This window comes from Massilia sp. CT11-108, assembly GCF_047302915.1.
Classification (GTDB): domain Bacteria; phylum Pseudomonadota; class Gammaproteobacteria; order Burkholderiales; family Burkholderiaceae_D; genus Telluria; species Telluria orientalis.
Genome location: NZ_JBKYMO010000066.1, coordinates 1 through 17783 on the forward strand (window position 1 = coordinate 1; position 17783 = coordinate 17783).

General features: G+C 57.2%; 14 protein-coding genes and 2 pseudogenes. 10 read left to right on the forward strand and 6 right to left on the reverse strand.

What is annotated here, in order from left to right; translation table 11 throughout:
• Positions 1-190: pseudogene (locus ACEN88_RS08375) on the reverse strand (IS3 family transposase); the annotation flags it as partial.
• Positions 187-483 (reverse strand): transposase, encoded by a 297-nt coding sequence (locus tag ACEN88_RS08380; RefSeq protein ID WP_413338688.1) that lies wholly within the window; start codon positions 481-483, stop codon positions 187-189. The pseudogene ACEN88_RS08375 and the gene ACEN88_RS08380, both read right to left, overlap by 4 nt.
• Between ACEN88_RS08380 and ACEN88_RS08385 the strand changes: the two genes are divergently transcribed.
• From ACEN88_RS08385 to ACEN88_RS08395, 3 genes are read left to right on the forward strand one after another with little or no spacing between them, the layout of a single operon-like run.
• Positions 397-2523, forward strand: a complete 2127-nt coding sequence (locus tag ACEN88_RS08385) for a hypothetical protein (protein ID WP_413338708.1) — start codon at positions 397-399, stop codon at positions 2521-2523. The genes ACEN88_RS08380 and ACEN88_RS08385 overlap by 87 nt on opposite strands.
• Positions 2520-3935: an ATP-binding protein gene (locus ACEN88_RS08390; protein WP_413338690.1), complete on the forward strand. Its 1416-nt coding sequence runs from the start codon at positions 2520-2522 to the stop codon at positions 3933-3935. The genes ACEN88_RS08385 and ACEN88_RS08390 overlap by 4 nt, the downstream gene beginning before the upstream one ends.
• Before the next feature lie 24 nt (positions 3936-3959).
• Positions 3960-5780, forward strand: a complete 1821-nt coding sequence (locus ACEN88_RS08395; RefSeq protein ID WP_413338692.1) for a TnsD family Tn7-like transposition protein — start codon at positions 3960-3962, stop codon at positions 5778-5780.
• A gap of 195 nt (positions 5781-5975) precedes the next feature.
• Here the strand turns inward: ACEN88_RS08395 and ACEN88_RS08400 are convergent, their stop codons facing one another.
• The 3 genes and pseudogenes from ACEN88_RS08400 to glmS form a co-directional block, all read right to left on the reverse strand.
• A complete protein-coding gene (locus ACEN88_RS08400) occupies positions 5976-7070 on the reverse strand; it encodes a hypothetical protein (protein ID WP_413338710.1) in 1095 nt (364 codons plus the stop codon).
• Positions 7071-7169: 99 nt separating this feature from the next.
• Positions 7170-7631, reverse strand: a pseudogene (locus ACEN88_RS08405) (TniQ family protein); the annotation flags it as partial.
• A 417-nt stretch (positions 7632-8048) separates the two neighbouring features.
• On the reverse strand, positions 8049-9878 hold the full coding sequence (gene glmS, locus ACEN88_RS08410; protein WP_413338694.1) for a glutamine--fructose-6-phosphate transaminase (isomerizing): 1830 nt from the start codon (positions 9876-9878) through the stop codon (positions 8049-8051).
• A gap of 146 nt (positions 9879-10024) precedes the next feature.
• Here glmS and ACEN88_RS08415 point away from each other — a divergent pair, with 146 nt between their 5' ends.
• Positions 10025-10498 carry an Lrp/AsnC family transcriptional regulator gene (locus ACEN88_RS08415; RefSeq protein WP_413338696.1) on the forward strand — a complete coding sequence of 158 codons (474 nt, stop codon included), beginning with the start codon at positions 10025-10027 and terminating at the stop codon, positions 10496-10498.
• Between the two features lie 251 nt (positions 10499-10749).
• Here ACEN88_RS08415 and glmU read toward each other — a convergent pair whose 3' ends face one another.
• Positions 10750-12126 (reverse strand): bifunctional UDP-N-acetylglucosamine diphosphorylase/glucosamine-1-phosphate N-acetyltransferase GlmU, encoded by a 1377-nt coding sequence (gene glmU, locus ACEN88_RS08420; protein ID WP_413338698.1) that lies wholly within the window; start codon positions 12124-12126, stop codon positions 10750-10752.
• A 28-nt stretch (positions 12127-12154) separates the two neighbouring features.
• Between glmU and ACEN88_RS08425 the strand changes: the two genes are divergently transcribed.
• The 6 genes from ACEN88_RS08425 to ACEN88_RS08450 all read left to right on the forward strand — a co-directional run bounded on the left by ACEN88_RS08425 (position 12155) and on the right by ACEN88_RS08450 (position 17161).
• On the forward strand, positions 12155-13051 hold the full coding sequence (locus ACEN88_RS08425; protein ID WP_413338700.1) for a DUF6279 family lipoprotein: 897 nt from the start codon (positions 12155-12157) through the stop codon (positions 13049-13051).
• An 18-nt stretch (positions 13052-13069) separates the two neighbouring features.
• Positions 13070-13711 (forward strand): 16S rRNA (guanine(966)-N(2))-methyltransferase RsmD, encoded by a 642-nt coding sequence (gene rsmD / locus ACEN88_RS08430; RefSeq protein ID WP_413338702.1) that lies wholly within the window; start codon positions 13070-13072, stop codon positions 13709-13711.
• 121 nt (positions 13712-13832) lie between these two features.
• The gene (gene coaD, locus ACEN88_RS08435; RefSeq protein ID WP_036237176.1) at positions 13833-14333 is read left to right on the forward strand and encodes a pantetheine-phosphate adenylyltransferase; all 501 of its coding nucleotides are present in this window, start codon (positions 13833-13835) and stop codon (positions 14331-14333) included.
• A gap of 13 nt (positions 14334-14346) precedes the next feature.
• Entirely contained in the window at positions 14347-14610 is a 264-nt protein-coding gene (locus tag ACEN88_RS08440; protein WP_413338704.1) for a YfhL family 4Fe-4S dicluster ferredoxin, read from the forward strand.
• A 335-nt stretch (positions 14611-14945) separates the two neighbouring features.
• Complete coding sequence (locus tag ACEN88_RS08445; RefSeq protein ID WP_413338706.1) at positions 14946-16508, forward strand: methyl-accepting chemotaxis protein; 1563 nt, start codon at positions 14946-14948, stop codon at positions 16506-16508.
• A gap of 50 nt (positions 16509-16558) precedes the next feature.
• Positions 16559-17161, forward strand: coding sequence for a chalcone isomerase family protein (locus ACEN88_RS08450; protein ID WP_056133785.1), 603 nt, complete (start codon positions 16559-16561; stop codon positions 17159-17161).
• Positions 17162-17783 lie beyond the last annotated feature (622 nt).

Here is a 17783-nt window from a genome sequence, read left to right on the forward strand (position 1 = left end):
TGCGGCTGCCGTAGCTTTGATGGCTTGCCGCGAAAGCGGCCCGCACATGCACGCTGGCCTTGCACACGGCGGGCTGGACGGCACGTCGCCGGGCCTCGTAAAAACCAGAACGGCTCACTCCCAGCACCCGGCAGCACTGGGCAACGCTGAGGGCCTTCTTTTGCAGCTCGTCGATGAGTCGGTAACTCATTTCAGTTCGCGGGCAAAGAAGGCCGATGCCTTCTTTAATATCTCCACGTCCCCCCGCAGCTGACGGTTTTCCTGCTCAAGCTGACGAATGCGCTGCTGCTCTGGCGTGAGCGGCTTGCCGATGCCTGGTTGCCCCGCCTGCTCATCCTCGTATTGCTTTACCCAGCGCCGTACCGCGCTCGGGCCGATGCTCATGCTCTCGCTAACATGCTGGACGCTCAAGCCCTGCTCTTTAATCATACGGACGACTTCCAGCTTCAGACTGGTATCGAATTTTCGGCGCTGCCTTGTCATGTAAAACTCCTCGGATGGTGGATTGTCCACCTATCGAGGTGTCCGGGCAAATTAGACCACTACAGACTTCCTCAACAGTTCCTCGACCACCCTGCCGTAGCTGAGAGCGAACAGGATCCGATAAAGGGTGCGTTTTCCGCGATTGAACCGCTGGTCGAACAATTTGACGACGAGCGAAACCTTGCGCGTTCGGCGTTTAACGTACTCATAAATCGAAGAGCAGAAGAACTCAACGTCAGTCCTGTCTCACTTCGCCGGCTACTTCTTCGTTACTACTATTTCGGCAGAGTCAAGAACGCCCTCCTGCCATTGCGACAGGGGCGTAAAGTCGGTCCCCAGCGTCCTGGGTTAATCGATGAAATGGCGGGCGTTAGTGAGGATGTGCGCCAGCCCAAGCGTCGTGGTCGGCAACCCATCGAATCGAAAATACTAGGGCCAAACACTTTTGTTGTAACCGACGAAGACGTCACGGACATGATTGACTGTATCGAGACACTTGCAAAAAAGGGGCCGACGACCCAAACCGCAGCACATCAGGTATACATCCAAAGTTACTTTTCCGAGCGTCACCCGACCAGATATGCGGACTACCTCGCGAAGAAGTGCCCTCTGCCGGTCACGCTGCGGCAGTTCCGTGCAATCACTAATAGCAACATAGCCCTGTCCCGCGACGCCAGGAAGAACGTTGCTGGGCAGGGCCGAAAGGCGGCGAAAGGAGCCTTGCTGGCCACCGGGCCAGGCGAGGTATATGAAATTGACGCGACTGGCGGCCGAATCTTCCTTGTCGACAGTAAGAATCCCGGTGAAGTACTTCGTACTCCAATCATCTATTTGGTGATCGATCGGTGGAGTCGATTTATCGTCAGCGCATATGTCACGCTGGGACCAGCGTCTTGGGAAGAAATCCGCTTCGCTTTGCTGATTGCGTTTACCTCGCGAAAGCGCCGCTTTACAAACCTTGGAGTGAACATCGACGAAAACCGTTGGCCGCGAGGTAAAGTCTGCGCGCGCTTGGTAGTAGATCGTGGTTCCGAAATGATCTCTCATGCAATGCTTGATGCGGCAGTCGGTGGTCTACACATCGAAACAGAGACCTTGCCGCCTTTCTGTCCGGATGGGAAAGGAATCATTGAGCGCGTAAATCGTGAGTTAAAGCGCAAGATGGCACAGCGAGGAATTAAGGGCGTTTTCGCTGAGCGCCCTGGGGATCCAAAGACTAAGCGCGCGTTCAAGGCAGCAAAGGCAGCCGCCGTCCATACGCTACGCGAGGTGTATTGGGTCCTGATCGACATCATCGACTCTCACAACAACAGCCCTCACAGCAATCTTGAAAAGCGCACGATCCTTCGACGCGCGCAGGTAAGACCAACGCCTCGTGATGCATACCTCTGGGGACTGGAAAATATCACCGGTATCGAGAGTCCCCCGTTGGAAGATGCAGACTATCAACGGCTTCTCCTAGGCACTGACAAGGCCACCCTCGCAAATGGCGCAATGATCTGTCGGGGTCGAAAATACCTGCCCATGAATGCCGCAGCCGAACGCCAGGCTCGCCTATCCTCGTCCAGGCGACGGCAAGTGGCTGTAAAAATTGATCGTTCAGATCCTGTCGAACTCTATGCCCCAAATGGCGACGACGAATGGCCGCTGTGGGAAGTGAATGCTGCTGGGTTGCAGGAGCTACAGGAGATTACCTTGGAAGAGGAAGACTATCTGGCGGAAGACCACCAGCTTCTTTTGGCAACGACACGAAATGATGCGTTCATCGAGAACCAGAGGAGGTCAGGAAACCCAACTCGCAGATCTCCCAAGCAAAACGTTACCACTATCCACTCTAGTAGTGCGGATATCGCATCAAGGCGCACGGCCGAGACAGCGAAAATCAAGCGCGCTCTTACCGGGAAGCCCATCACTGAGTCAGTGCCTCTTGGCACAAAATCAAAAGAACCGGCTGCAGTGCCGGCCCAGTTAACCTGGGATGAGCTCGAAAAGCGAGAACGCATTGCGATTATTGAACGCCAGAGAAAGGTACGAAAATGATCACGTACACCTGCATCCCTGCAGATTACAAGCCTACTGGCGTCCGTCGTTTCGACGGCAACCCCTTTATAGAGGCGCTGCCGAGCTTGGAGAAGTCCAAGGACCGAATTCTCGACAGGCTTAAGAATTACCCGCAAAAGCCAACTAAGAGGGACCGCCAGAAGAGCGAACTAGTTCGAACTGCGGAAGTGGGATGTATCAATGAGATCGTCTATCCATTTGCCGAGTACAAACGTGCTGGCACCAATCTTACAATGAATATCCGGGAGTCGTACGTCGCGCGGCATCCATTATCAGTTCACGACATCCAGCGGAGGCACGCAATCGCGCTTAATGAATCGAGCGCCGTTCCTTTCCCCAACAACTGGACCTCGACTGCCAGAGGGCAGTCGTTACTTGGAATTAGCGGAAGCGGAAAGACAACTTTCGCTACTGCGTTTTCACTGCCGTACCAAGTCGTCATTGAGCACAAGGAATATCAAGGTAAACCTTTGGTCTGCCGTCAAATTCCGTGGGTCGGAATTCGGATGTCGCACGACGCTACACTGAAAAGCCTGTGCTTGCAATTTTTCGAGGTGGTGGATCACATCCTAGGAAACACGGATTACCGTCGGCAAGCTGTGGCCGTAAGAAATGTTGCACGTATGGTGATGCTGATCGCTCAAGTAGCGACAGCAGCCTCAGTCGGGGTTATCTTTGTCGACGAGGTCCAAAACCTGAAGGCGGCGATGGGCAAGAACGCCGTGTTTGTTCTCAATCTTTTCAGCGAAATTATTGAAAGAGCAGGTGTCACGTTAGTTGTCGCAGGCACGCCAGCGCTAGCATCGGTCATCGACGAGAACGTTCGCAACCTGCGTAAGCTCAATTCCGGCGGCGAATCTAATTTCGTTCAGATGAAATATGGCGACCCAGAATTTGATGCCTTTTGTGACATCTACTGGGACTATCAATTCGTCAAGAATCCGGTGAGTCTCGGCAAGGAGATACGCAAGGCTTGGCACAAAGCAGGTGCCGGCAACCCGGCCTTTACTGCCCTCGCGTTCATGCTAGCGCAACGTAACGAAATTGGTGGACGCGAGGTTATCGACGCCGTCGCGTTTGACCGTGTGTCGAAGATTGATATGGCAATTCTTGAACCGGCAATTAGCGCATTGCTCAGCGGCCAAGCTCACCTCCTCAAGAGCTTCGATGACCTCTTGTTCAAGGAGGGATGCCGTTCGCTTCGTAAGCTAATAGCTTGGTCGGATGGTAGCGACACGCCGAATCCGACGGATGACGAGTTCAGTGAGCTACAAGAGGTACCGGCGGAGGGTGCATCACATGCTCCTGAAAAATTAAATAGAGGAAGAAAGCGATCTACTAAAAGCACAAGCTATATAAGTTTACCAACAGAGAACCCGCTGATTCGATAAAGTTTCCGATCGTTTGGAGCAACCATGAAACCGTGTTCCTTCCCATACGTGCCTAAATACATCGAGGGAGAACTGCTGTTTTCATGGGTATCGCGGCTTCACTTCCTTAACGCGCGGAACAATCCTCGCCGAACGCTCTCCGAGCTCTTCGGCTCTAGCACCGGTATCCCCAGCGCTGATATACCTTGCAGACTCAACACTTTCATTGATTACACCGCAGCATGGGGGCCATTCGTCTCCCCAGAAGCTATTGCCACCGCAGCCACTCTATTTCCTTATTATGGTCTGTTCTTACCGCCTGAGCGTTATCAAAGAGCGCTTGACGCGTTGAAGGAAGATCGCGCGGATGGGTTAAAGCTTGCGATGGGAATGGTGGCTAATGGCTTCGGAGCATCAACCATGCTACGTAGTTGCTTGACATGCGACCAAAACTGTATGGATCAGAATGGTTGTGTTGTGTTGTACCGTATGCACCAACTTCCAGGGGTGCTTATGTGTCCCGTTCATGGTGAACCCTTATGTCAGCACTTACTGCAGAGTCGTCAATCTCACCGACAGCAACTCGTCGTGCCGGCGAGGGTAGAACCATTCGGTCACACAATTCGTATTGAGAATCCTCACCTGCATAGAATTGCGGTGTTGTCGAGCGAAGCACTAGTTACTGCCCCCATGAGACTTAGTGCTTCAACTAGGACTCAGACCTACTTACAAGGTCTCGCAAAGCATGGTTTTTTACTTAAAGGACGGGTCGATTGGGTTACTCTCGCTAACGCCATTCGATATGAGTACGGCGACTTTGTTGGGTTGCCGTTCAGGAACCGCCTACTGTCCTCCGAACGGTTCCCAATGAGGTGGCTATACGATCTGTGTCGACGACCTAGCCGTTCTCTGCATCCCCTCTGCCATTTGCTTCTCATCGGTCTGCTCTTTAGTAGTGTCCGCAATTTTGTTTCGATCGCGGTACGGCCTGCGGTGGTAGAACCGACCAGTTGTTACCCTGGTCGGGGAGACTACAAGGAGAGCAGACAAAACAATAATGCAATTCATGACATGCTTATCAACCATGCTTTAACTTGCCGAAAAGTTGCACTAGAACTGGGCGTATCCACGACTACGGTCGTGCTATGGAGGCGAGCGCTAGGCATACCTGTTACCGAGCGGCGCAAGTCGATCACAAACTTAAAATTGGACGAAGTGAAGCAACTGCTGGAAGATGGAAGTACCCTTGCTAGCGTAGCTGCCGTTACGGGCCTCTCCTTATCGTCGGTGAATAGAATTCTGCGAACATTTCCTGCTTTACGCGAGGCGCGTAAGATGCAGCAACGCACTGCGGATTTCCTGCGCTACCGTACACAGTGGCTGAACGCACAAGCTTCAGATCCAATAGCAGGGATAAAAAAGCTTCGAGTTATCGCAGGCGCTGCCTATGCATGGCTGTACCGACACGACCGAGGTTGGCTCATCGCTCATATTGCAGCGCAGCCGCGAAACGTTGAGCGACGTAGTGGTTCAAGAGTGGATTGGCCACAGCGAGACCGAGCACTCGCAGAGGCTGTTACTACTGAGGCGGCGCGGACACATTCGTCGCATATCAAGGGGCGAATCTCAGCTACCTCACTGTTGCGTGCCACTGGTTTGGAGGCAAGCTCACGCCGAAACATTGAGAAACTTCCAATCCTTAAGCAAGCCATTGCTGAACATGCCGAGGATGATGAGGCATTCTGCAAGCGCAGACGCGCGCTCGCAGAGGTCGACCTTGCCAGCAGAGGCTACAAAACGCCTGCAGAATGGCGAATTCAGCGAGCCTCTGGAATTCGAAAGCGAACGGGAAACACCAAGAAATAGTTACCTTAATAGCTCGCGCCAAGATTGCGATTGAAACCGCGAATAAAATATTAGCAATCCTGTCCGCAAGAGCAATCAATTGGCTTTTCTACCACCTATCGCTTTGAAAAACCGTCAGCCCCTAGCACAGGTAAGATTTATCCTCAACCGAACATCGTGGGTACGAATTTAGATGGGTAAATTTGTTCGCCAACCTTATTCAAAGGTCCGCTTTTCAATTACGGATGCAATGAAATTTACCGATGTCTTCCCGGATAACAGTGCAGCTCTTTGCACCTTTGAAGGCGTCAAATTACCACCTTGTTGAACGCAGGTTTTTATTCCCCATTCAATTAATCTCAAACAGAAAGCATGAGATGACTCAGGCACAAGCGCTGCAATGGAGCCGTTGCGACGAGCTAGTCCCCGCAGGGTTCCAATTGGAATGCGAAGGCGTTTCGCCGCTAAGGTTAGAGTCCACTTAGTAGGCCGCCCGATATCCGCAAAATGCTGCGTTCTCGCTGTGGAGAGCGCTGGCAAAATTTTTCTTATTCGATCAATTTTTGGACGACGAGTTTCCTTATGAAGCTCAAGCCAACTCCGGTCGCGTGCATAGGCGCGCGCTCGTGCCATATTCAGCTTCGTTGCTGGCGAACCACCACAAATCGTTATTCTATCTTCCTCGATACTAGGGGGTTCTTTCCATTTCCGCAGCGATTTCATCTCTCTATCATGTGCCCAGTTCCAGAGCCAAGTCCAGTCTTGGAAGTAGAGCATCCAATAGGTGTAAGGTTTGAATGTACGTAAACCGCTGCGCTGCTTTCGATGGCGACCAAATTCTTGGGCAATTTTCTTCGCCTCACTGAGACTCGTTGGACGGGGTTCGTTATCTGACGCCCGACTCATTTTAGGAACAGGTCTTTCTGACAATGGCACAGATTTTCGATAGGCTACCTCATGCTTTGCTTCATCGAAAGAGATTCCACACGCAACAAGCACCGCGACAGCTAAATGCGGCTCGAAATTTCTAGTCCACTGCTTATTTTTTATCGGTGCATTCGTGATAGCTTGAGTACTCTGCCGTCGCCGACACAACCATTCAACGCCGTCAATACCATAGTAACCTGTAAGAACGCGCTTAAGACTAACTGGCACGGACAAGTCCGTTCCATTCGTCACGCAACTAAGCACGTAAGGTACAAGATGAAGAATATCAAGATCTGCTGGTGAAGCAGCTAATGTCTGGTCGGAAAACTTGGCCAGGGCAATCCAGGCTTTGTTTGCTACTTCTCGTTTCAGATTCAGAATCACGTCGGCGCCGCATTCGCATCTTGCCGGGATAAGCGTTACCTCGTTAGATGAGCGTAGAGGCATTCCACACCTTCCGCAGCTTTCTTGCAGCATTAATCCGTGAGCTGGGCAGGCTTTGCTGTGAAGTTGGTGGGTACGATGAAAGTAAGGACACCCCTGACTCAGTAGGTCATTATCTATGCACGCTGGACATACGCGTAAAATTTTTGTTGAATAACGAACCCGGCCATGCCACGCTGAAATATGCGACAAGGATTCTAATGTTAGTGGTTGAAATACATCCCAGTACGCTTTTGTTGTAAACGTCCTTACAAAATCGTCATACTCAAATCCTAAAAGATTCGATAGGGCGTGAACATAGCTGCCACCGTTCACCGGATCGGCAAGTGGGGATTTGACGGTGGCGTCTAGGCTGTATGTCCGAGCAAACTTACTCAACGACGATTCGGCGTTGAGGTAAACCAGCCGTGAGAGCCAGCTTCCCAAAAGTTCGTCGGGGAATGCGGAAGGCAGATACGGTAGCGTAATCTTTCCGATGTCCCCGGGCATACCTGATAGCATACGGGTTAATTCACGTAGCGGTAACGAGACAACATTACTCGCTGGTATAACTGCGTTCTTGCATGAATGCGGTTATCATAACCAAATTAAATTATACGTATACAGGTGGTGTTTGCTGTATTTTAGTCTCTCGTGATTAGATCGTTGTCCCTCTGCATCTTGCTGCCATCGGTGAGCTGACGCCGCGGCTGCTCTTCACACAAACGCTGTGGCCAAGCTAGACCTTCCAACGAGCGCCATAAGCTACGCTCGAGCTAAACTGAGCGTGTTTTCATTTCCCGTGGTCATCGATAGCAGAAGCAGGAGCATAGGAAGAATTATCCAAATTCGAAATTAATAGGATTCTTCTTCCTTTGTAAGCGCCAAGTTATCCACTTTGATAGTCACTTCACGCTTTTCTATCTACAGCCGTACACCTTACTCGACCGTCACCGACTTCGCCAGATTCCGCGGCTTATCCACATCGGTACCACGCGCCAGCGCCGTGTGATACGCCAGCAGCTGCAGTGCCGCCACGTGCAGGATCGGCGACAGCAGGCCGTAGTGCTCCGGCAGGCGGATCACGTGCACGCCTTCACCCGACGTGATCTGGGTGTCGACGTCGGCGAACACGTACAGCTGGCCGCCGCGGGCGCGCACTTCCTGCATGTTCGACTTCAGCTTTTCCAGCAGCGCGTCGTTCGGGGCGATCGTCACCACCGGCATCTCTTCCGTCACCAGCGCCAGCGGGCCGTGCTTCAGTTCGCCGGCCGGGTAGGCTTCGGCGTGGATGTATGAAATTTCCTTCAGCTTCAGCGCGCCTTCCAGGGCGATCGGGTAGTGGATGCCGCGGCCCAGGAACAGGGCGTTTTCCTTGCGGGCGAATTCCTCGGCCCACGCGATCACCTGCGGCTCCAGCGCCAGCACGGACGACAGCGCGACCGGCAGGTGGCGCATCTGCTTCAGGTAGTTCGCTTCCTGCTCGTCGGTCAGACGGCCATTCACCTGGGCCAGGGTCAGGGTCAGCAGGAACAGTGCGGCCAGCTGGGTCGTGAAGGCCTTCGTCGACGCGACGCCCACTTCGACGCCGGCGCGGGTGATGTACGCCAGCTTGCACTCGCGCACCATTGCGCTCGTGGAGACGTTGCAGATCGTCAGCGTGTTCGTCATGCCGAGGCTGCGCGCATGCTTCAGCGCGGCCAGCGTGTCGGCCGTTTCGCCGGACTGCGAGATCGTCACGACGAGGGTGTTCGGGTGCGGGACGCTGTCGCGGTAGCGGTATTCGCTGGCGATCTCGACGTTCACTGGCAGCTTGGCCACCGACTCGATCCAGTACTTGGCCGTCAGGCCCGCGTAGTAGCTGGTGCCGCAGGCCAGGATCAGCACGCGGTCGATTTCCTTGAACACGCGGAAAGCCTGGTCGCCGAACAGTTCCGGCATGATGCCCGTCACGCCTTCCAGCGTGTCGCCGACGACGCGCGGCTGTTCGAAGATTTCCTTCTGCATGTAGTGGCGGTACGGGCCCAGCTCGGCGGCGCCGGTGTGGGCGTGCACGGTCTTGACTTCGCGCTCGGCCGGACGGCCTTCGGCATCGACGATCCAGTAGCGGGCCAGTTGCAGGTCGACGACGTCGCCTTCTTCCAGGTAGATGATCTGGTCGGTGGTGCCGGCCAGCGCCATCGCGTCGGAGGCGACGAAGTTTTCGCCTTTGCCCAGGCCGACGATCAGCGGCGAGCCCTGGCGGGCGGCCACGACGCGGTGCGGCTCTTCGCGGCAGAACACGGCGATCGCGTAGGCGCCGTGCAGGCGCTTGACGGCTTGCTGCACGGTGTCGAACAGGTCGCCGTTGTACATGTGGTCGACCAGGTGGGCGATGACCTCGGTGTCGGTCTGGCTCTGGAACACGTAGCCCAGGCCGGTCAGCTCGGCGCGCAGTTCGTCGTGGTTCTCGATGATGCCGTTGTGGACGAGGGCGATGCGCGCGTCGTCGCTGTTCGGCGAGAAGTGCGGGTGCGCGTTCTTGGTGGCCGGCGCGCCGTGCGTCGCCCAGCGGGTGTGGGCGATGCCCGTGAAGCCTTGCAGGTGGGTTTCCTGGATTTGCGCTTCCAGATCGGCCACGCGCGACGTGCTGCGCGAACGCGCCAGGCGGCCGTCCACGTGCAGCGCCACGCCGCAGGAATCATAGCCGCGGTATTCGAGACGCTTCAGACCTTCGATGAGCACTGGGGTGATGTTGCGTTGGGCGACTGCGCCGACGATGCCACACATGGGAAACCTCCGAAATCGATGAATGCATGCACTGTAGAGTAGAGGAAACGAAATATGCTTTCTAAGTGCACCTCATTTTGATAGATAATTTCACGACACATTCGACATGAAATATCCTTTCATTTTTCTCGAAAGATTTTACTTATATGGCGCAAGAGGACCCAAACCTGGACGATCTGGATCGTCGCATCCTGAACATCCTGCAGGTTGATGCTTCGCAGACCAATGCGGAATTGGCGGAATTGGTACACATCTCGCCGCCGACTTGCCTGCGCCGTGTCAAACAGCTCAGGGAGAACGGTGTTATCGAGCGGCAAGTTGCGATCGTCGCGCCGGACAAGGTCGGCGCGCGTCTCTCCGCCATCGTCGAGATCACGCTGGACGTGCAGGCCGCCGACCGCATGGCGGAGTTCGAGCAAGTGGTGGCGGACGAGGCTGCCGTGCTGCAGTGCTACCGTGTGTCACCCGGGCCGGATTTCGTGCTCGTCGTGCAGGTGGCCGACATGCCGGCGTATCACGCCCTGGCGCACCGCCTGTTCACCACGCACAGCAATGTGCGCAACGTCAAAGCCTACTTCTCCACATTCCGAAGCAAGTTCGAAACGCGTATCGGCGTCTGACGACCTGTGGATAACTCTGTGCGCTTATTCCTGGCGCATCGGCAAGCCAGTGGCGCCATCTCCCGCCACTTGCGCATTTCACTGGGTTTCTGAAACGATCAGGCCCGCCGGGACAACGCGGCGGCCTGTGGATGACTTTGTGGATGATGTTGTGGACGGGCAGTTGACATCCCTGTGCACAGGCAGTGGACCAGGCTGTGATTACCCTGTGTTTATGCCGTGGATTGCCTGTGCGTATGCGGTGGACAAGCTTATTTCTTGACCTTGACCGGACGCGTCCAGTTCTCGATCGTCAACTGCTTCGGACGCGAGATCGTCAGCTTGCCGGCCGGCGCATTCTTGGTCAGCGTGGTGCCGGCGCCGATCGTCGCGCCCTTGCCGACCGTGACCGGGGCCACCAGCTGGCTGTCGCTGCCGATGAACGCTTCGTCTTCGATGATCGTGCGGAATTTATTGGCACCATCGTAATTGCACGTGATCGCGCCCGCGCCGATGTTCACGCGCGAACCGACGTCGGCATCGCCCACATAAGCAAGGTGGTTCGCCTTGCTGTGCGCGGCCACCTTGCTGTTCTTGATCTCCACGAAATTGCCCACGTGGACGTCCTCGCCCAGCTCGGTGCCCGGGCGCAGGCGCGCATACGGACCGATGACCGATTTTTCGCCCACGACGGCGTCTTCCAGGTGGCAGAACGGCTTGATCTGGGCGCCCGCGGCGACGGTCGCGTTCACGAACACGCTGTGGGCGCCGATCGTCACACCGTCGCCGATGACCACGCGGCCCTCGAACACGCAGCCGACGTCGATGGTGACGTCGCGTCCGCAGACGAGTTCGCCGCGCACGTCGATACGCGCCGGATCCATCAGGGTCACGCCCTGTTCGAGGAGGGCGATGGCGATGTTCAGCTGGTGACGGCGCTCGAGCTCGGCCAGTTGCACCTTGCTGTTCACGCCAGCCACTTCCCATTCGGCGGACGGCTGGGCCGACACGACGGGTACGCCGGCCGCGACAGCCTGGGCGACGATGTCGGTAAGGTAATATTCGCCCTGGGCGTTGTTGTTCTTCAGCGAGCCGAGCCAGGACGTCAGGTGGCGGGTGGGGATGACCATGATGCCGCTGTTGATTTCCTTGATGGCACGCTCGGCTTCGTTCGCATCCTTCTCTTCGACGATGCGCACGATGTTGCCGTTCTCACGGACGATACGGCCGAGGCCGAACGGGTTCGCCTGTTCGACCGTGAGGATCGCCAGCTTGTCGTCGCCGGCGGCTTCGACCAGGCGGCGCAGCGAGGCGGCCGTCGTCAGCGGCACGTCGCCGTACAGGACGAGCGTCGGTGCGTTCTCGTCAATCTGCGGCAGGGCCTGCATCACGGCGTGGCCGGTGCCCAGTTGCGGTTCCTGCAGGGCCGTGTCGATCGCGACGCCGCCCTGGCCCGACCAGGCTTGAACCGCACTCGGCACCGCTGCGCCGCCGTGCCCGTAAATCACGCATAATTTACTCGGGTCCAGGCTGCGCGCCGTATCGATAACATGCTGCAACAGCGGCTTGCCGGCCAGTGGATGCAAGACTTTCGGCAGTGCGGATTGCATGCGCTTTCCCATGCCGGCGGCGAGGATGACTACGTTCATAGGCCGTTCTCAAAACGAGTTAAAAAAGATGAAAAAGTTTAACACGCCCCCTACCGTGTTCCTGCGGGTACGCATGCTGTTCCTGATCGCCTTCGTGGCGCTGCTGAGTGCGTGCAGCGCGATCCGGTTCACCTATAACCACGGTGACACGCTGCTGTACTGGTGGTTGAACGCCTATCTCGATCTCGACAGCGACCAGTCCGACTGGGTCAAGAAAGATATCGACAAGCTGTTCCAGTGGCACCGCACGACGCAGCTGCGCGATTACGCCGGCCTGCTGACCAAGATGCAGCGCCAGCTCGGCGACGGCAATGTCACGCAGGACGAATTGCTGTCCGACTACCGCGACGTCAAGGCGAGAACGGAATTGCTGGCCTTTAAAGCGCTGCCGGATCTGGCCGACCTGGCGATGTCGATCAAGCCTGACCAGATCGCGCAGATGGAAAAGAAGTTCGCGAAAAATAACGAAGACTTCCGCAGGAAATTCATGAGCGGCAGCGTCGAGGACCAGCATAAAGCCCGCTATAAAAAGGCGCTGGAACAGCTTGAATTATGGTTCGGCAGTTTCAGCCGCGACCAGGAAACGGCACTCCGCAAGGCGTCCGATGCACGCCCACTCGACAACGAGGTCTGGCTGCAGGAACGCGTATTACGCCAGAAAAAAATCATCGCGCTGCTGCAGCGTATTCAGCGCGACAAGCTGAACAAGGAACAGACGATGGCGGCGATCCACGACCTGCTGCGCGACTTGTTCGACCGCATGGATGCGCCGGAGCGCAAGGCATTCTTCGACGCCTATGTCGACAACACGTCGAAATTCATCCTGACGGCGATCCGCCTGACGACGCCTGACCAGAAAGCCCATGCGCAGAAACGCATGCAGGGCTGGATCAACGACTTTAATGCCCTGGCTAGCGGGAAATAAGATGCTATATTCCGCCCCATGCAAAAAAAGAAGTCCGCCCCTACCTACGCCCGCCGCCCGGGCCCGCCGCAGCAGGTCCGCATCATCGGCGGCGCCTGGAAGCGCACCCCGCTTCCCGTTCTCGACGCATTTGGCTTGCGTCCCACGCCCGACCGCGTCCGCGAAACCGTCTTCAACTGGATCAATCACCAGATGACGGGCGACTGGGACCGCGCCGACTGCCTCGACCTGTTCGCCGGCAGCGGCGCCCTCGGTTTCGAGGCGGCCAGCCGCGGCGCGCGGTCCGTCACGATGATCGACACCGTCGGCCCCGTCGTGCGCCAGCTCGAACTGGTCAAGGACAAGCTCAAGGCGGACAACGTGCGCGTCCTGCGCGCCGATGCCCTGGCCGTGGCGCGCGACTTCACCCAGCGCGGCCAACGCTTCGACGTGATCTTCCTCGACCCGCCCTACCAGCAGGATTTCCTGGTCCAGGCCTTGCCGCTCTGCGCGCAACTGCTGAACGAAGGCGGTCTCGCGTATGCCGAATCGGGCGAGCGCCTGCCGTTCCCGGAGACGGATGAGGCGGCCGAGGACGTCCCCGAATGGTTGCAGCCCTGGCAGCTGGTCCGCGCCGACAAGGCCGGGATGGTGCACTACCATTTGTTAAAGTTGCGTTAAAACACCGCTTTTCTGGGCAAAACTGCTTAAACAATAAGCAAAATGGGCCCCCTCCCCGGGCGGTTGCCGAAATTTCAGGCATAATGCGCGTCTATTCAGGTGCATTCTCCAGGGAGCCGCAATGGTTGTAGCCGTTTATCCAGGAACTTTCGATCCGCTCACGCGCGGCCACGAGGATTTGGTGCGTCGCGCATCGGGTCTGTTCGACACCCTGGTGGTCGGGGTCGCCGACAGCAAGAACAAGCGCCCCTTCTTCTCGCTCGCCGAGCGCCTGGAAATCGCCAACGAAGTGCTGGGCCATTATCCGAACGTGAAGGTCGAAAGTTTTTCCGGCCTGCTCAAGGATTTCGTTCGCCAGCACGATGCACGGGTGATCGTGCGCGGCCTGCGCGCCGTGTCCGACTTCGAATACGAGTTCCAGATGGCGGGCATGAACCGCTATCTGCTGCCCGACGTCGAAACCCTGTTCCTGACGCCGTCCGACCAGTACCAGTTCATCTCCGGCACCATCGTGCGCGAGATCGCGATGCTGGGCGGCGACGTATCCAAATTCGTGTTCCCCTCGGTCGACCGCTGGCTGCAAAAGAAAATCGCCGACATGGCGGCCGCACCGAAAGCCTGAGGTCTTATTAGTCATGGCATTATTGATTACCGACGACTGCATCAATTGCGACGTGTGCGAGCCCGAGTGCCCGAATGACGCGATCTCGATGGGCGCGGAGTTTTACCAGATCGATCCGCATAAATGCACGGAATGCGTCGGCCATTTCGATGAGCCGCAATGCCAGCAGGTGTGCCCGGTCGCCTGCATTCCGTTCAATCCCGAATGGCGCGAAACGCGCGAACAGCTCCAGGCGAAATACGAACGCCTGACCGCAGACAAGGCCAAAGCGGCCTGATCGCACAAGCCGGCCTGCGCCGGCTTTTCTTTTGGTGCTCCGCCATCCGCTACGCCTCACCCAATGATTGCGTGCGCAATAAATTCATTCATTACGCATACAATCATTATTCGCGTTCCAAAACACAACACTTTCCGCGCACTGCATTGGTGCGCAACAAAGCCGCGCCTTCGTTCGCGGGCATGTCTCCCGAGGCCGGGATTGTGCTCTTGCAACATTGAAATAGTTTTGAGTCTCTAATTTCGCCAAACACATCGGTGCTATATTTATCTTGCAAAATTAGCACGCCCATTCTTTTTTTTTGGACGGAGAGACTCACAATAATGATTAGAAATATGAGTATCGGCCAGCGTCTGGCCATCGGGTTCGGGGTCGTGATTGCCTTGCTGGTGCTGCTGGCGGGGCTGTCGTATGTCAGGATTGCCAGCCTGAACAAGGAAATGGAGACCCTGGTCAACGTGCGTTACGCGAATACCGTCGCGGCCAACCACATCAAGGAAGACGTGAGCGAAGCGACACGCAGCATGCTCAACGTCCTCATCATGACCGATCCGGACCAGATCAAGAAAGAGCTGGCGAACACGGAAGCGAGAAGCGCCAGCGCCACGGCCCAGGTCGCCGAGCTGGCCAGGAGCACGGGCGATGCCGAGGCCGCCGACATCCTGAAAGCGCTGGCCACCATCCAGAACAAATTCCTGCCGGCGCAAACGGTATTCATCAAGCTCGTCAACGAAGACCGCAAGGACGAGGCGATGATGAAATTCATGTTCTCGCTGCGCCCCCAGCAAACCCGCTATTTCGAACAACTCGACAAATTCGTCGCCTGGCAAAACGCCGCGATGCACCAGGCCGGCGCCGACACGGCCGCCGTCACGCAGCGCACGCAGATGCTCATTCTGGCGCTGACGACGGTCGCGGCCGGGCTGTCGCTGGGCGTCGCGTGGCTGGCCACGCGCAGCATCACGCGGCCGCTGGGCCAGGTGGTGGAGATCGCCCGCCGCGTCGCCGACGGTGATCTCACGAGCGACATCGCCGTCGACAGCCGCGACGAGGCAGGCCAGATGATGGAAGCGCTGCGCCACATGAACGCCAGCCTGATCCGCATCGTCGGCGAGGTGCGCACGAGCACGGAATCGATGTCCTGCGCGTCCGGTGAAATTGCCACCGGCAACCAGGATCTGTCGACGCGCACGGAATCCCAAGCTATGTCCCTGGCGCAAACGTCGAGCTCGATGTGGGCGCTGACCGGTACCGTGCAACAGAACGCGGACAATGCGCGCCAGGCGAATCAACTGGCGGCCCAGGCGTCGGAAGTGGCGGCGCGCGGCGGTTCCGTCGTCGCGCACGTTATCGAGACGATGGGCTCGATCACGGCGTCGTCGAAAAAGATCGTCGACATCATCGGCGTGATCGACGGTATCGCGTTCCAGACGAATATCCTCGCCCTGAATGCGGCGGTCGAGGCCGCGCGCGCGGGCGAGCAGGGACGCGGCTTTGCCGTCGTGGCCTCCGAAGTGCGCAGCCTGGCGCAGCGCTCCGCCGCAGCCGCCAAGGAAATCAAGCTGCTGATCGGCGATTCCGTGGACAAGGTGCAGGAAGGCAGCACGCTCGTCGAGCAGGCCGGCGTGACGATGGCAGAGGTCGTCGAAAGCGTGCGCCGCGTCACCGACATCATGGGTGAAATCAGCGCTGCCAGCCTCGAGCAGAGCGCCGGGATCGCCCAGGTCAGCCAGACGATCGTCGCGATGGACGAGACGACCCGGCAGAACGCCGCCCTCGTCGAGCAGGCCGCAGCCGCAGCCGCATCGATGCAGGAACAGGCGCAACGCCTGGCGCGCGCCGTCAGCGTGTTCAAGCTGCAGAATGTCCAACCTACCCTGGCGCTGGCCGCGGCCTGAACGGCGGCCACGATGTTTACAACGATAGCTTTCCCACCAAGGAGACAACCATGACTACCCGTAAATTTGCCATCAAGGGCTTGCTCGCAGGCGCCATTCTGACCCTGGCCGCCAGCCTGCCGGCCATCGCCGCCGTCGTCGACGTGAACGGCTACAAGTTCGACGACATGACGAAGGTCGCCGGCAAGGACCTGAAACTGAACGGCGCCGGCATGCGCACCAAATTCATCGTCAAGGTGTACGCGGCGGGCCTGTACCTGCCGGAGAAGAAGAACAACACGGCCGAGATCCTGAAGGAAGAGGGCCCGCGCCGCGTGACCCTGCAGATGGCGCGCGACATCTCGTCCGAGGATTTCGGCAAGGCCTTCATGGATGGCCTGAACGAGAACATCGACAAGGCGGAAAAACAGCGCATCGTGGCCCAGATCAGCAAGATGGGCGAGCTGTTCGCGTCCGTCGACGGCCTCAAGAAGGGCGACGTGCTGCACCTGGACTGGATCCCGGGCACCGGCACCCAGGCCGAGCTGAACGGCAAAAAGCTGGGCGGCCCGATCCCTGACGTCAACTTCTACAACGCGATCCTGCGCATCTGGCTGGGCGACAAGCCCGTCGACCGCTCGCTCAAGCCGGCGCTGCTGGGCGACGCCAAGTAATCCGCTCGTTATTCTTCGAAACGCGGCCCCGGGCAACCGGCGGCCGCGTTTTTTTTCGTCCCTCGTTTTTTGACTGCGCACGACCCGGATTTCTGGATGAGGTGGGGTGCCAGCCGGCGCGTCGACGCCTCTGGCGGCGCATCCATTCGACAGGATCGAAGTTACCTCAACTCATCCATACAAAATGACCAATCATGAACTTCTCTTATTTTGCAAGTATGACTCAGCAACTACATTGAATTCATCTCTATCTCATCCTTATGATGCGGCATGCGACTGCTACACGACCAATTCAGCGAAATTCTTCATATCTCATCAATATGATGCTATCTTCTTCCAACTAATCGCCAACTCATCAATCCATGAATCATCGATTTTTTGATACACCATCCATTCGACGACTAATTGTTAAATTGAATCACCAAAAAAACGCCTGACAACTCGAGCGACCACGAGTTACCGGCGACGGGTAAGAGTAGGGGCGAAAAAAAAGCGGGGGCCCGGGTTTGGGGGGGCCGGGTGGGGGGTTTAGGGGGGTTTTGGAGACGGGTATGGTGAGTTGGGGGCCCCCCCGGGGGGCGGCGCCCCCGGGCGGGGGGGCCCCCCCCCCCCCCGGGGGGGG